General features: G+C 57.0%; 14 protein-coding genes. 7 read left to right on the top strand and 7 right to left on the bottom strand.

Features of this window, described 5'->3' with window-relative positions; translation table 11 throughout:
• The first annotated feature begins 104 nt into the window (after positions 1-104).
• Positions 105-866, top strand: coding sequence for a helix-turn-helix domain-containing protein (locus PuT2_RS02640; protein WP_093969465.1), 762 nt, complete (start codon positions 105-107; stop codon positions 864-866).
• Between the two features lie 19 nt (positions 867-885).
• Here PuT2_RS02640 and proB read toward each other — a convergent pair whose 3' ends face one another.
• The 6 genes from proB to PuT2_RS02610 form a co-directional block, all read right to left on the bottom strand.
• Positions 886-2,022: a glutamate 5-kinase gene (gene proB, locus PuT2_RS02635; protein WP_093969464.1), complete on the bottom strand. Its 1,137-nt coding sequence runs from the start codon at positions 2,020-2,022 to the stop codon at positions 886-888.
• Between the two features lie 36 nt (positions 2,023-2,058).
• A complete protein-coding gene (obgE, locus tag PuT2_RS02630; protein WP_093969463.1) occupies positions 2,059-3,180 on the bottom strand; it encodes a GTPase ObgE in 1,122 nt (373 codons plus the stop codon).
• 86 nt (positions 3,181-3,266) lie between these two features.
• A complete protein-coding gene (gene rpmA / locus PuT2_RS02625) occupies positions 3,267-3,527 on the bottom strand; it encodes a 50S ribosomal protein L27 (RefSeq protein ID WP_093969462.1) in 261 nt (86 codons plus the stop codon).
• A 28-nt stretch (positions 3,528-3,555) separates the two neighbouring features.
• Positions 3,556-3,867, bottom strand: coding sequence for a 50S ribosomal protein L21 (rplU, locus tag PuT2_RS02620; RefSeq protein WP_093969461.1), 312 nt, complete (start codon positions 3,865-3,867; stop codon positions 3,556-3,558).
• Positions 3,868-4,007: 140 nt separating this feature from the next.
• Positions 4,008-5,234, bottom strand: coding sequence for a bifunctional glutamate N-acetyltransferase/amino-acid acetyltransferase ArgJ (gene argJ, locus PuT2_RS02615; protein WP_093969460.1), 1,227 nt, complete (start codon positions 5,232-5,234; stop codon positions 4,008-4,010).
• A 73-nt stretch (positions 5,235-5,307) separates the two neighbouring features.
• The gene (locus PuT2_RS02610) at positions 5,308-5,823 is read right to left on the bottom strand and encodes a MarR family winged helix-turn-helix transcriptional regulator (RefSeq protein ID WP_254046916.1); all 516 of its coding nucleotides are present in this window, start codon (positions 5,821-5,823) and stop codon (positions 5,308-5,310) included.
• Positions 5,824-6,102: 279 nt separating this feature from the next.
• Between PuT2_RS02610 and PuT2_RS02605 the strand changes: the two genes are divergently transcribed.
• The 6 genes from PuT2_RS02605 to PuT2_RS02580 are packed head-to-tail and all read left to right on the top strand — an operon-like array spanning position 6,103 to position 13,406.
• Positions 6,103-8,442: a bifunctional salicylyl-CoA 5-hydroxylase/oxidoreductase gene (locus tag PuT2_RS02605; protein ID WP_093969458.1), complete on the top strand. Its 2,340-nt coding sequence runs from the start codon at positions 6,103-6,105 to the stop codon at positions 8,440-8,442.
• Complete coding sequence (locus PuT2_RS02600) at positions 8,439-9,227, top strand: SDR family NAD(P)-dependent oxidoreductase (RefSeq protein WP_093969457.1); 789 nt, start codon at positions 8,439-8,441, stop codon at positions 9,225-9,227. The genes PuT2_RS02605 and PuT2_RS02600 overlap by 4 nt, the downstream gene beginning before the upstream one ends.
• A 23-nt stretch (positions 9,228-9,250) precedes the next feature.
• Positions 9,251-10,099 carry an enoyl-CoA hydratase family protein gene (locus PuT2_RS02595; RefSeq protein ID WP_093969456.1) on the top strand — a complete coding sequence of 283 codons (849 nt, stop codon included), beginning with the start codon at positions 9,251-9,253 and terminating at the stop codon, positions 10,097-10,099.
• A complete protein-coding gene (locus tag PuT2_RS02590) occupies positions 10,100-11,275 on the top strand; it encodes an acyl-CoA dehydrogenase family protein (RefSeq protein ID WP_093969455.1) in 1,176 nt (391 codons plus the stop codon). It abuts the gene before it with no gap.
• Positions 11,276-11,304: 29 nt separating this feature from the next.
• Positions 11,305-12,957, top strand: a complete 1,653-nt coding sequence (locus tag PuT2_RS02585) for an AMP-binding protein (RefSeq protein ID WP_093969454.1) — start codon at positions 11,305-11,307, stop codon at positions 12,955-12,957.
• A gap of 38 nt (positions 12,958-12,995) precedes the next feature.
• On the top strand, positions 12,996-13,406 hold the full coding sequence (locus PuT2_RS02580; protein WP_093969453.1) for a RidA family protein: 411 nt from the start codon (positions 12,996-12,998) through the stop codon (positions 13,404-13,406).
• A gap of 178 nt (positions 13,407-13,584) precedes the next feature.
• Here the strand turns inward: PuT2_RS02580 and hemL are convergent, their stop codons facing one another.
• Positions 13,585-14,862: a glutamate-1-semialdehyde 2,1-aminomutase gene (gene hemL / locus PuT2_RS02575; RefSeq protein WP_093969452.1), complete on the bottom strand. Its 1,278-nt coding sequence runs from the start codon at positions 14,860-14,862 to the stop codon at positions 13,585-13,587.
• Positions 14,863-14,865: the final 3 nt, after the last annotated feature.

Genomic DNA, 14,865 nt, shown 5'->3' with positions numbered 1-14,865 from the left:
AAGCGCCTAGTTCAATCACGTTGGTAATAATTAAAATTACGTATGTGATATTCGGGTAAATTATCGATTAGATTTTTTATTACGTTTCGTGAGGTGTGATCAAAATGTCGTTGCCGTTAATACTTTGGTACGAGCCGAAAGACACGCCAGCCCAGGTCTCCGAGCAAGGTCTGGTGGCGTGTTGCACGACCTTGGGCGCTGCTGGCTTCGAACGGGTCAGCTGTAAGAGCGCATCGCAATTATTGTCAAAAGCGGCCTTAATAGCGCGAAAGCGTGCGCTTGATGACGAAGATAGCAGGCCACGTATGTTTGCCGTGCTGTGCGGCTTGCTGGCCGAAAATGCCGCGTTGGCACACTTGTTGCGCGTAGATTTTCCGCACATGGGTATTGCGGCATTCGTCCCTGACTTGCACGAAGACACTCAACTATTAGCCTTGCAGTCTGGCATTGATATGTATTTCACACCAAATGCGTCCGATCGCCTTGTGGTGGCTGGCGTATTTGCGCTGTTGCGTCGTATGACGGGTAGTGACCCCGCTGCACAGTTGTTCGATGCTCCGCCCGCGTGGCGTTTTACAGAAAATGCCTGGAAATTGGTCAGCCCTGAAGGCCAAGAGGTACCGTTGACCACGACCGAGCGCGCCTTCATGCTGGCGTTGGCATCGTCTGACGAGCGTAGCGCAACACACGAGCAACTGCTGAAAGCCGCAGGCAGTTATTTGGCGGCAGAAGCCGATGGCGCCAAACGCGAACGATTAAGCGTGCTTGTCAGTAGAATGCGTCGCAAGTTTCAGGCTCGAAACCTCGAGTTGCCAGTGCGCTCTTTACACGGCTCGGGCTATATGTTTGTGGGGCCGATGGCGTAATCAGTTGTTATTGGCCGACCTACGATTGCCGCAAAAACACCATATTGTCACGATGCATCAGTTCGGCATCCGACATGCTGCCGAGAATTTCGGCAATGCGTGCGGTGGGCTGGCGCATGATGCGCCGGGTGTCAGTGGCCGAATAATTGATCAGGCCTCGCCCGCATTCGCGTCCTTGCTGGTCGATACAGGCCACGACATCACCCCGTTCGAAATCACCGTCGACATGAATGACGCCAATTGGCAGGAGGCTTTTGCGACCACTGGTCAAGGCTTTGACTGCGCCGTCGTCAAGCGTGACTTTGCCGCGCAGCCGAAGATGATTGGCAATCCAGCGCTGACGCGCGGATCTGACCGGGAGCAGGGCGCGTAGTTCACTGCCTATACGTTCGCCGTTGGCAAGCCGCTGCAAGACGTGCGGCTCGCGCCCTGACGCAATGATGGTGTGGGCGCCGCTATTGGCGGCGCGGCGCGCTGCCATTACTTTGGTCAGCATGCCGCCTGTTCCGATGCCGCTGCCGGCGCCGCCGGCCATGGCTTCCAGTGCTGGGTCTCCGGCTTGTGCGACCTGAATCAGTTCGGCTTCGGGGTTTTTGCGCGGGTCGGCGCTGAACAGACCGGCCTGATCAGTAAGAATGATCAGCGCGTCGGCTTCGATAAGATTGGTAACGAGTGCGCCCAATGTGTCGTTGTCACCAAACCGAATTTCATCGGTGACGACGGTGTCATTTTCGTTGACGATGGGCACCACACCCAGCGACAGCAAGGTATATAGCGTTGTCCGCGCGTTCAGGTAGCGCTCGCGGTCGGCCAGGTCTTCGTGGGTGAGCAGAATTTGTGCCGTGCGAATGCCATGACGTGCGAAGGCAACTTCGTAGGCTTGTACCAGACCCATTTGGCCAACTGCCGCAGCCGCCTGAAGCTCGTGCATGGCTTGCGGGCGCTTGGCCCAACCCAAGCGTGCCATACCTTCGGCGATGGCGCCGCTGGACACCAGCACAACCTCGCGCCCTTGCTGGTGCAGGGCGGCGATTTGCGCGGCCCATTCACCGACGGCAACCAGGTCGATGCCTCGCCCTTCGTTGGTGACCAGGGAAGAGCCGACTTTGGCAACAATACGTTTCGATTTGGCGACGACTGAGGTCTCGGAAGACATGGCTGAAACTGAAGGTAAAGGGGAAGCGATAGGGAGTCAGGAGGCGTCGGGCGTGTCGACCGGGCCGCGTGTGTCGTCGAAGCGAGGGTCTTCAGCAACATACGAACCATCGGCCTTGTCGGACGCCGTATTGGCGCGCTGTCGCTCTTCGTCGAGCCAGTCTTGCAGTGCCCAGATCAGGTCTTGCGTGCCTTCACCGGTAAGTGCAGAAATGGCAAATACCGGGCCTTTCCAGTCAAGCGCCTTGCAAATGCGTTTCTTGACGTCTTCGGGGTCAGCCACCATGTCGAGCTTGTTCAGGACAAGCCAGCGGGGTTTCTCGTAAAGCGTCTGGTCGTACTTGCGAAGCTCTTCGACAATGGCCTGGGCGCCCTCTACGGCAGGGCCGACGGGATCGATGTCGGGGTCGGGCGAGGAGACGTCGACCAGATGCAACAGCACTCGTGTGCGGGACAAATGGCGCAAGAATAAATGCCCCAGCCCGGCACCCTCGGAGGCGCCTTCAATGAGGCCAGGGATATCGGCAATAACGAAACTGCGTGATTCGGACGTGCGAACGACCCCCAGATTAGGGTGCAGTGTTGTAAATGGGTAGTCGGCAATTTTGGGGCGCGCGTTTGAAACCCGGCTGATGAAGGTGGATTTACCGGCATTAGGCAAACCCAGCAGGCCGACGTCGGCCAATACTTTGAGCTCGAAACGCAGGCGGCGCTGCTGGCCTTCTTGACCGTAGGTGAATTGCTTGGGCGCGCGATTGGTGCTGGACTTGAAGTGCAGGTTACCTTTGCCGCCGTCGCCGCCAGCCGCCAGCGTTACTTGCTGGTTGTGACGGTCGAGGTCGAATAATTGCTCGCCTGTGTCAGCGTCAAAAATTGTGGTGCCGACAGGGACACGCAAGGTGATGTCGGGGGCAGCTGCGCCGTACTGGTCAGACCCGCGGCCGTTTTCACCATTTTTGGCGCGATGCAGACGCGAATAGCGGAAGTCAATAAGGGTATTGATGTTGCGGTCGGCAATGGCATAAATACTGCCGCCACGCCCGCCGTCACCGCCGTCAGGCCCACCCCTTGGGATGAACTTTTCGCGGCGAAAGCTCGCGGCGCCGTTACCGCCTTTGCCGGCAATAACTTCGATGGTGGCTTCGTCTACGAATTTCATGGGGCCCGTCGCTTAAAAATTAAGAGGATATTCTAAAACAAAAAGCCCTACCGGCTGGTAGGGCTTTGCGCGCAAGATTGCAGAGCTTAGTCAGCCGATACAACCGATACGGTGCGCTTGTTCAGTGCGCCTTTAACGGCGAACTTTACTTGGCCGTCGACCAGCGAGTACAGCGTGTGGTCTTTACCAATACCGACGTTGACGCCGGGGTGGAATTGCGTACCACGCTGGCGAACAATGATGGAGCCGGCGTTAATTGCCTGACCACCGTAAACTTTTACACCCAGTCGTTTCGATTCTGAATCGCGACCGTTCCGCGTTGAGCCGCCGCCTTTCTTTTGTGCCATGTTTAGCTCCTGATGACCTTATCCGAAATTACACGTTGACTGTGTCAATGCGCAGTTCGGTGTAGTTTTGACGATGGCCTTGACGCTTTTGATAGTGCTTGCGACGGCGCATTTTGAAGATTTTTACCTTGTCGTGCCGACCTTGCGCAAGAACAGTTGCCTTGACCACGGCACCGGGGACTAATGGCGTACCAATTTTAAGCTGGTCGCCTTCACCTACCGACAATACCTGGTCTAGCGAGATTTCTTGCCCGATGTCTGCTGGTATCTGTTCTACCTTGAGTTTTTGGCCAGCGACAACACGATACTGTTTGCCACCGGTTTTTATGACCGCGTACATGTGGGAATACCTCAAAAAAATATCTTGGCAAAATGCCAAGCTGGCTATTATGGCTTAAAAAACCGTTTGAAGTCAACAGCTAAGGGCGGGCAAGGGTGTGCCCGGCGCCCTGGCTGTTGTGTTTTGGGCAACGTGCAAACTTACGAACGGTAGTCGGCGTTGATGCTGACATAGTCGTGTGAGAAGTCGCAGGTGTAGACCGTTTCGGTGACGTTGCCTCTGCCCAGTGCAATGCGCACTGCGATTTCGGCCTCTTTCATGATGCGTTGGCCATCCGCTTCGACGTAATCGGGGTGCCGTTGGCCATTGCTGGCCACCAGAACGTCGCCTAGCCACAAGTTGACACCGCCGACATCCAGGTCAGTAATGCCGGCATAGCCGATAGCCGCCAAAATACGGCCCAGGTTTGGGTCACTGGCGTAAAACGCCGTTTTTACCAAGGGCGAATGGGCAACGGCGTAAGCCACTTTAAGGGCCTCGTCGGTGTTGCTTGCGCCTTCAACCCGGATTGTCATGAACTTGGTCGCGCCTTCGGCATCACGCACGATTTTTTGTGCCAGGTCGAGGGCGGCTTCGGCCAATGCCTGGTAAAGCGCGGGATAGGCGGGGTGTTCGCGTGAGTCGATAGACAGCCCGCACTGGCCCGTAGCCATGACAATGAATGAATCATTGGTCGAGGTGTCGCCATCGACAGTGATGCGGTTGAATGATTGGTTGGCCAGGTCGGCCGCTACTTGCTTGAGCAGTGCCGGTGCAATACCTGCGTCGGTCGCCAGGTAACCCAGCATGGTGGCCATATTGGGTTTAATCATGCCCGCGCCTTTGCTGATACCGGTAATGGTTACGGTGTGGCCATTGATATCGACGCGGCGAGAGCTGATTTTGGGCTGGGTGTCGGTGGTCATGATGCCATAGGCGGCGTCGAACCAGTTGTCGGGTGACAGGTTGCCAATGGCTGCGGGCAGGCCGGCCACGAGGCGATCGACTGGCAAGGGCTCGAGAATGACGCCCGTAGAAAACGGCAGGATTTGATTGGCCGCCAGGCCCAGCAGTTTGGCCAGCGCTTCACAAGTGTCGTGCGTGGCTTTAAGCCCCGGGGTGCCGGTGCCGGCATTTGCATTGCCTGTGTTGACGACCAGCGCCCGAATTTCAGACCCTGACGTCAGGTTGGCCTCGCAGACTTGCACTGGTGCAGCCCGAAAGCGGTTTTGCGTAAATACGCCGGCGACGGCGGTGCCGGGCGCCAGACGAAAGACGGTCAGGTCTTTGCGGTTGGCTTTGCGGATGCCGGCTTCGGCGATGCCGATTTCTACACCGGCGACCGGAAATACGCTGGATTTTTCGGGGATTTGCAAATTGACGGCCATGGCTGCACTCGCACAAAAAAATGAGGCCCGCAGTGCGGGCAAAAAGTCATTTTATCGTATGCGGCCTGCGCTGTTAGTCGCGCGCCGCCAAGCGGGTTTGGGCCAGCAGTTTAAGTTCGCCCAGCGCATCGAACAGCGCTTTTCGGCTTTTGTCGGACAGCCCGCTGAACAGGCCCTGGATCCAGTGTTCGTGGGCATCGGCCATTTTTTTGAAAGCGCGCTTGCCCTTTGGTGTCAGGCGAATGATGGAGCTGCGCCGATCGGAGGCGACCTTAAGGCGTTCGACCAGGCCTTCTTTTTCGAGTTGATCGGTAATACCGGTAATGTTGCCGTTGGTCACCATCATGTGCCGGGATAGCTCGCTCATTTTCATGCCTTCGGGCACGCGCAGTAATTGAGCCATCAGATCGAAACGAGGTAGCGTGGTTTCGAAGTCGATGCGCAGGCGGCTGCGGATGTCGCCTTCGATAAGGTTGCAGCATGTGAGCAACCGTAGCCACAGACGCAGGTCGTCGTGGTCGTCGGGGCCGGCCCGGCTTTCAAGATCGGGGCGAGAGAGTTCGCCGGTAAGGGGGTGCATAGCGTTCATGGGCAACAGGTTCAAATGCGGGGAATTTGACCGAAAATGCAGCCAAATTAGTCCAAGTCTAAACGAAAACAATGTCAAGGTTTACCATTTATATAGTTTAATCTTGAAGTTTTCTATTAGGGGTTGTTTCTAGTGTCCCGGATATTGTGCGACGCCGCATAAAAAAAGCATTGCACGTGGTTTTTTTTCTGTATATAGTTTAAACCTAAACTAAATAAGGTTTGCGCGTACCTCTTGCCAAACGCGCTCAAATTTCAAGAAAACTCTCGGAGAACGCTCATGAATATCGTATGTATTGGTGGAGGTCCCGCTGGCCTGTATTTTGGTCTGCTCATGAAGCTCAGCGATCCTAGCCACGAAGTAACCGTCATCGAGCGCAATCGACCGTACGATACGTTTGGCTGGGGTGTTGTGTTTTCAGACGCTACCCTCGAAAACCTGAAAGAAGCCGACCCGGTCTCTGCCGAACGCATTGCGCAGGCTTTCAACCACTGGGACGACATCGAGATTCTGTACAAAGACCGCGCAATTCGTAGCGGTGGTCACGGCTTTATTGGTATTGGTCGTAAAAAGCTGCTGAACATCCTGCAAGATCGTTGCAAAGAGTTGGACGTCAACCTGGTGTTCGAAACCGACGTTACCGACGATCAGGAAATCGCTGTCAAGTACAAGGCCGATCTCGTTATCGCGTCCGACGGTCTGAACAGCCGTGTGCGTACACGCTACGCCGACACATTCCAGCCCGACATCGACACCCGTCATTGCCGCTTTGTTTGGCTGGGCACCAAAAAAACGTTCGATGCCTTTACGTTTGCTTTCGTCAAAACAGAGCACGGTTGGTTCCAGGCGCACGCCTACCAGTTCGAGCCCGGTACATCGACTTTTATTGTCGAAACCCGAGATGAAACCTGGCAAGCTCACGGCATTGACAAAATGAGTCAGGAAGAAGGCATTGCCTTCTGCGAAAAAATCTTCGCCCCTTACCTCGATGGCAACCCGCTGATTTCGAATGCCTCCCACCTGCGTGGCTCGGCTATCTGGATTCGTTTCCCCCGTGTTATTTGCGGCAAGTGGGTTCACCGTCAAACGCTGCCCGACGGGCGCACCGTACCCATTATTCTCATGGGCGATGCCGTTCACACAGCACACTACTCCATTGGCTCGGGTACTAAACTGGCGCTCGAAGACGCGATCGAGTTGCATCGCTGCCTGATCGCCAAGAACCTCGACCTCAATGAAGGTCTGCAGCACTACGAAGATGTCCGTAGTGTCGAGGTCGCAAAAATCCAGAACGCTGCCCGTAACTCGACCGAGTGGTTCGAGAACGTGTCGCGCTACGAAAACTTCGAGCCTGAGCAGTTTGCTTATTCGTTGCTGACCCGTTCGCAGCGTATCTCGCACGAGAACCTGCGCGTACGTGACCCGAAATGGATCGACGGCTACGAGCGCTGGCTGGCCAAGCAGTCGGGTGCCAAAGCCGACGGCGATCACCCCGTGCCCCCCATGCATACACCGTTCAAGCTGCGCGACGTTACGCTTAAAAACCGTATCGTCATGTCGCCAATGGCCATGTATTCGTGCGTTGACGGCGTACCTGGCGACTTCCACCTGGTCCATCTGGGTTCGCGTGCCATGGGCGGCGCCGGTTTGGTCATGGTCGAAATGACGTGTGTCTCGCCCGAAGCCCGTATTACGCCCGCTTGCCCTGGCCTCTGGAACGATGAGCAGGCATCGGCATTCAAGCGCATTACTGACTTCATTCACCAGAATACCGACGCTAAAGTCGGCGTCCAGATTGGGCATGCCGGCCGCAAGGCATCGACCAAGGTTAGCTGGGAAGGCACCGATTTGCCGCTTGACGAAGGCAATTGGCCTATCGTTTCGGCATCGCCTATTCCATACATCGAAGGCGTGTCTCAAACACCGTCAGAAATCACACGCGCCCAAATGGACGAGGTCCGCGATCAGTTTGTGGCAGCAACACGCCGCGCTGTGACCGCTGGCTTCGACTGGCTCGAGTTGCACTGCGCACACGGCTACCTGCTGTCCAGCTTCATTTCGCCGCTTACTAACGTACGTAAAGACGAATACGGTGGTTCGCTGGAAAACCGCATGCGCTACCCGCTCGAAGTCTTCAAGGCCATGCGCGCCGTCTGGCCACAAAATCTGCCCATGGCCGTTCGCATCTCGGCACACGACTGGGCCGAAGGCGGCATCACACCCGACGACGCCATCGAAATCGCCCTTATGTTCAAGGCGGCTGGTGTCGATTTGGTTGACTGCTCGTCCGGTCAGGTGGTGCGCCACGAAAAACCGGTCTATGGCCGTATGTTCCAAACGCCGTTTGCCGACCGTATTCGCAACGAAGCTGGCATTCCGACCACAGCGGTCGGTACCATTTTCGAGGCCGATCACGTCAACAGCATCATCGCTTCGGGTCGTGCCGATCTTTGCGCCGTAGGTCGTCCGCATCTGGCTGACGCGGCGTGGACACTGCGCGAATCGGCACGTATTGGCTACACCGACGTTACCTGGCCCAAGCAGTACTTCCCGGCCAAACGTCAGCTTGAGAGTTACTTCGAGCGGGCTGCTGCTTACGCACAGCCGGTTGGCAAATGATCGGCGCTGCGGCGGGAGCGCCGCGGCATGCCTTGGTCACCGGTGCCTCTCGGGGCATCGGCCTGATGGTGGCCGAGCGCCTGCTGCAGCAAGGTTGCAAGGTCACCCTCATGGGCCGCAGCGCTTCGTCGCTGCAAAAGGCAACCGAACAATTGGCTGTGCTGGGTGACGTTGCTTACGTCACCGGCGATATTGTCGAAGGGGCGGTGGTCAAGGCCGCCTTTGCCCAGGCGCGCGAGCGCTTCGGGCCCATCGAGATCCTGGTCAATAATGCAGGTCAGGCGATCAGCGAACGTTTCGATCGTTTAACTGAAGACGGCTGGCATCAGATGCTGGCGGTTAACCTGACCGGTACATTCCACTGTATTCAAGCCGCCATGCCAGATATGCTGGCGGCCAAGTGGGGGCGCATTGTCAATGTGGCCAGTACCGCCGGTTTGCAAGGGTATGCTTATGTCAGTGCCTACTGCGCCGCCAAACATGGCGTGGTTGGTTTAACGCGTTCGTTAGCGCTCGAAGTGGCCCGCAAAGGTATTACGGTCAATGCCGTGTGCCCGGGTTACACCGAAACTGATCTGGTTCGCGAGGCGCTCGACAACATCATGCAAAAAACTGGCATGTCGCTTGACGAAGCCAAGGCCAAGCTGGCCGAAGGCAACCCTCAGGGGCGTCTGGTGCAACCGGCCGAAGTCGCTGACGCGATTGCCTGGCTGTGTCAGCCGGGTGCCAGTGCTGTAAATGGTCAATCTATCCCCGTCGACGGGGGCGAAGTCATGGTGGGCTAAGCCTACCTAACGAAGGAGTTTTCATGACGACAGAACACACCATGGCCCACCATACGGGCCCCATGGCCGGTTACGAGGCCCGCAACTTTTTGTGGCAAGTATCCGAAGACGGCAAAGTCGCCACCATTACGCTGAACCGTCCCGATCGCAAGAACCCGCTGACATTCGAGTCCTATGCCGAGTTGCGCGATCTGTTCCGCAAGCTGGTTTATGCCAACGACATCAAAATGGTGGTTATCACCGGTGCAGGGGGCAACTTCTGTTCGGGTGGCGATGTGCACGAAATTATCGGCCCGCTCACCAAAATGACGATGCCTCAATTGCTCGAGTTCACCCGCATGACGGGTGATCTGGTCAAAGCCATGCGCGCCTGCCCGCAGCCCATTATTGCGGCGGTTGACGGCGTGTGTGCCGGCGCAGGCGCGGTGGTTGCGTTGGCGTCTGACATGCGTTTGGCCACCGAGCAAACCAAAACAGCGTTTTTGTTCACCCGCGTGGGTTTGGCCGGCGCCGATATGGGCTCGTGCGCGATTCTGCCGCGTATTATTGGCCAGGGGCGGGCGTCCGAATTGCTTTACACAGGTCGCTCCATGTCGGCCCAAGAAGGCTATAACTGGGGCTTCTACAACAGTCTGCACTCGTCCGATGCCTTATTGGCCGAAGCACAAAAGTTGGCGCAGCAGTTGGCCAATGGTCCGACGTTTGCGCATGCCATGACCAAAAAGGCACTGCACCAAGAGTGGGCTATGGGCGTTGACGAAGCGATTGAAGCCGAGGCGCAAGCTCAGGCTATTTGCATGCAGACTAAAGACTTTCATCGTGCGTACCACGCGTTTGTAGCCAAACAGAAACCCGTTTTCGAAGGTGACTAAATGACCGACACGACATGGCTTGATTGGCCGTTCTTCGACGAGCGTCATGCGGCGTTCGCCCGGGAACTCGACGCTTGGTGTGAAGCAAATTTGTCCAGTATCGATCACAGCGATACCGATCAGGCGTGTCGTGACCTGGTGCGCGCGCTGGGGGATGCCGGTTGGTTAACGGTCGCCGTACCGTCGGGCCCCGGTGGCGCCTGGGGCGGCCGCTGGCCCGAAATCGACTCGCGCGCAGTGTGTATTGTGCGCGAAACGCTGGCGCGTCACGACGGTTTGGCCGATTTTGCGTTTGCCATGCAAGGTTTGGGTAGCGGCGCTATTTCAATTGCCGGCAGCGATGACCTGCGCATGCGTTACTTGCCACGGGTTGCCCGTGGTGACGCTATAGCGGCGTTTGCGCTGTCCGAGCCCAATGCCGGCTCCGATGTCGCTGCCATGTCGTGCGAAGCAACGCTGGAAGGCGATCACTATGTGATCAATGGTGAAAAAACCTGGATCTCCAATGGTGGAATCGCCGATTTCTACTGCGTGTTTGTACGTACCGGCGAAGCCCCGGGTGCACGCGGCATTTCGGCGTTTGTTGTCGATGCCGATACGCCGGGCTTAACGATTGCCGAGCGTATCGACGTCATCGCACCGCATCCACTGGCGCGACTGAAGTTCGAGAACTGCCGTATTCCGGTCTCGCAGCGTCTTGGCGACGCCGGCCAGGGCTTTAAAATTGCCATGATGACGCTGGATATTTTCCGTGCATCGGTTGCTGCGGCTGCGTTAGGCTTTGCCCGTCGCGCCCTGGAAGAGGGCACGGCACGTGCGAAATCGCGACCAATGTTTGGTCAGACACTGGCCGACCTGCAGTTGACTCAGGCTGCCTTGGGCGACATGGCTACCGATATCGATGCTTCGGCATTGCTGACATATCGTGCGGCCTGGATGCGCGATGTACAAAAGCAACGGACCACCCGCGAAGCGGCCATGGCCAAAATGACAGCTACTGAATCTGCGCAACGCGTTATCGATCGTGCGTTGCAAATGTTTGGCGGCCAGGGCGTGGTGTCGGGCGAACCCGTCGAAAAGCTTTACCGTGAAATCCGCGCCTTGCGGATTTACGAAGGCGCAACCGAAGTGCAGAAACTGATCATTGCGCGCGAGCTGCTCAAGAACTCGCCGTAATCCATAGCCAATAAAAAGAGGAGACACAGTTGGAACGATCTGCCCATATTGATACTTTTGCCCGCGACAATCTGCCGCCCGTCGAGCTTTGGCCCGAATTTCTGCTCGACGGTAATTCCGATGTCGCTTATCCGGCCCGTCTGAACGCTGCTGTAGAGCTGGTCGACCGCCATGTCGAGCAGGGTCGCGGCGACAATATCGCGTTGCGTTGGCCCGAAGGCAACGAAAAAAAGTCGTTGTCCTATGCCGAGCTTAAACGCCTGACCGACCAGATCGCTCAAGTACTGGTCGAAGACATGGGTTTAGTGCCAGGCAACCGCGTGTTGCTGCGTGGCCCTAATAATCCCATGATGGCGGCCAGTTGGTTGGCCGCCGTCAAGGCCGGTCTGGTCACCGTGCCCACCATGCCTTTGCTGCGCGCATCAGAAATCAAGCCGGTTGTTGATAAGGCTGAAATTACTGCTGTACTGTGCGACAAGCGTCTTGCTGACGAAATCGAGCATTGCTTCGACGCTGCGCATCCGGCGTATTGCCCGTCACTTAAAAGTGTCCGTTACTTTTGCGACAATGGCTCCGATGCGCTCGAGACATTGGCTGCGGCCAAGTCGGGCCAGTTTCAGGCCTGCGACACCGCAGTCGACGATGTTTGCCTGATTGCGTTTACCAGCGGTACGACAGGCAAGCCCAAAGGGTGCATGCACTTTCACCGCGACGTTCTGGCTATGTGCGACACCTTTTCGAAGCACATTCTCAAGCTCGACGCAGGCGACATCATTTGCGGTACGCCGCCGTTGGCCTTTACGTTCGGGTTGGGTGGCATGCTGTGTTTCCCGCTGCGTGTCGGTGGCTCGACGGTACTTATCGAAAAGCTGTCGCCCGACGAACTGCTGGCCAAGGTCGAGCAGTTTGGGGTGACGACAACCTTTACCGCTCCGACGTTTTATCGCCAGATGGCGGCTCTGGTTGGCAAATACAACCTGTCCAGCCTGAAGCGCACAGTATCGGCAGGTGAAGCCTTGCCAGACACGACACGTCAGCTTTGGAAAGAAGCGTCAGGCATTGAAATGACCGACGGTATCGGCGGCACCGAAATGATCCACGTGTTCGTGTCCAGCCCACCCGAAGACGTGCGACGTGGTGCCATTGGCAAAGTTGTGCCCGGCTATATTGCGCAAGTTGTCGACGATGATTTCAACCCGGTGGGTACGGGTGTTGTTGGTCGGCTGGCCATTAAAGGCCCGACAGGCTGCCGTTATCTGGCCGACGATCGTCAAACGGTCTATGTCCAGAATGGCTGGAACCTGCCTGGCGACACGTTCAAAATGGACGAAGACGGCTACCTTTACTACCAGGCGCGTAATGACGACATGATCATTTCGGCCGGCTACAACATTGCCGGGCCCGAAGTCGAAGACGCCATGCTCAAGCACGAGGCTGTTGCTGAATGCGGTGTGGTTGGCCAGCCCGACCCCGAGCGCGGCAACATCGTTAAAGCTTTTGTGGTGCTCAAGCCTGGTTTCGAAGGCAATGCTGCGTTGGTCAAGGCATTGCAAGATCACGTCAAAGCCACTATCGCTCCGTACAAATACCCGCGCGCTATCGAGTTCGTCGCCAAGCTGCCGCGCACTGAAACAGGCAAATTGCAACGGTTCGTTCTTAGGCAACAAGCCCAACAGAGCTAACTATTTTTTGATTTTTATTTGATTTACACGAGGCAATCATGAAAATTTTGCAACCCCCAAATTGGGCTGAACCCCGCGGTTACGCTAACGGTACTATGGCCGAAATGCAACCCGGCAGCCGTTTGATTTTTGTTGGGGGCCAGATCGGCTGGAATGCCCAGCAGCAGTTCGAAACCGACAACTTGGCCGAGCAGGTTGGCCAGACGTTGCGCAACATTGTCGACGTGTTGAAAGAGGGCGGCGCTGGCCCCGAACACATTACCCGCATGACTTGGTATGTGGTCGACAAGCAAGAGTACACCTCGCAGCTACGTGAAATCGGCCAGCATTACCGTGCCACTATCGGTCGCAACTTCCCGGCCATGACGGCCATCGAAGTGGCCGCCCTGATTGAAGACCGTGCGCGCGTTGAAATCGAGGTGACTGCGGTCGTGCCTCCGGCTGCCTGATCTTTCGACTGATCGGTAAATCCAGAAAAACGCCCCGGGGTATCTAATACCCCGGGGCGTTTCTGTTTTTGCGTTACGCCGAACCCAGTAAGGTCTGAGCCAGGCGGAACCGGGCGTTGAGCGCGATAACCGGGTCCTTGTATGCAACAGACAAGGGCCCCGGCGCTATCTACAAGGCTTATAGCTTTGCAAACACCTCTTCGGCAGCGTCAAGTGTTGCATTGATGACGTCGTCGTCGTGTGTGGCCGATACAAACCCGGCCTCGAAGGCTGACGGCGCAAAGTAAATGCCTTTGATCAGCATGGCATGGAAGAACTTCTTGAACAGCTCGACATCACATTCGGACACTTCGGCTAACGTCGTCGGGATACGTTCGCGGAAATACAGGCCGAACATACCACCGACGTAATCGGCGCTAAACGGAATGCCGGCGTTTTCGGCGAGCTCAGCCAGGCCATCGGCCAATTTGCGAGTTTGGGCTTCCAGGCGGTCGTAAAAGCCGGGTTCGGATAGCAACTTGAGGGTGACCAGGCCTGCAGCAACCGCGACGGGGTTGCCGGACAGCGTGCCCGCCTGGTAAACCGGCCCCAACGGAGCGACGTACTCCATGATGTCGGCCCGGCCGCCAAATGCACCGACTGGCATGCCGCCGCCAATGACTTTGGCTAATGTGGTGATGTCGGGCTTGACGCCTGTTAGTCCCTGAACCCCTTGCGGGCCGACACGGAAGCCGGTCATGACCTCATCGAAAATCAGCAATGCGCCATGTTTGGTGCATAGTTGGCGCAAGGCTTCGAGGAAGCCCGGCTGCGGGCGAACCAGATTCATGTTGCCGGCGATGGGTTCGACAATAATGCAGGCGATTTCGTCGCCGTGGGCCTTGAAGGCGGCCTCGACGGCATCGATGTTGTTGAAGTCGAGCACCAGTGTGTGCTGGATGAACTCGGGCGGTACGCCGGCCGACGTCGGGTTCCCGAAGGTGAGCATACCGGAGCCTGCCTTGACGAGCAGGCTGTCGGCGTGGCCGTGATAGCAACCTTCGAATTTGATGATCTTGGAGCGTTTGGTGTAACCGCGGGCCAGCCGGATAGCGCTCATGGTGGCTTCGGTGCCCGAACTGACCAGGCGCACTTTTTCGATAGAGGGTAGGCGCGCCACCAAGGCTTCGGCAATTTCGATTTCGGCTTCGGTGGGTGCCCCAAACGACAGGCCGTTGACGGCGGCATCTTGGACGGCTTTGATGACTTCGGGGTGGGCGTGGCCCAGGATGGCGGGGCCCCATGAGCCGACATAGTCGGTATAGCGTGTGCCTTGGGCATCCCACACATAGGGGCCGTTGGCGCGCTCGATGAAGCGCGGAACGCCACCCACCGAGCGGAAGGCCCGAACTGGCGAGTTGACCCCGCCGGGAATAGTTTGAGAGGCACGTTCGAAGAGGGCGGTATTACGTGGCATGGG

Source organism: Pusillimonas sp. T2 (assembly GCF_002236805.1).
GTDB lineage: Bacteria > Pseudomonadota > Gammaproteobacteria > Burkholderiales > Burkholderiaceae_B > Neopusillimonas.
The sequence above is the reverse complement of the archived record's forward strand: the minus strand, read 5'-3'. Positions and strand labels throughout refer to the sequence as shown.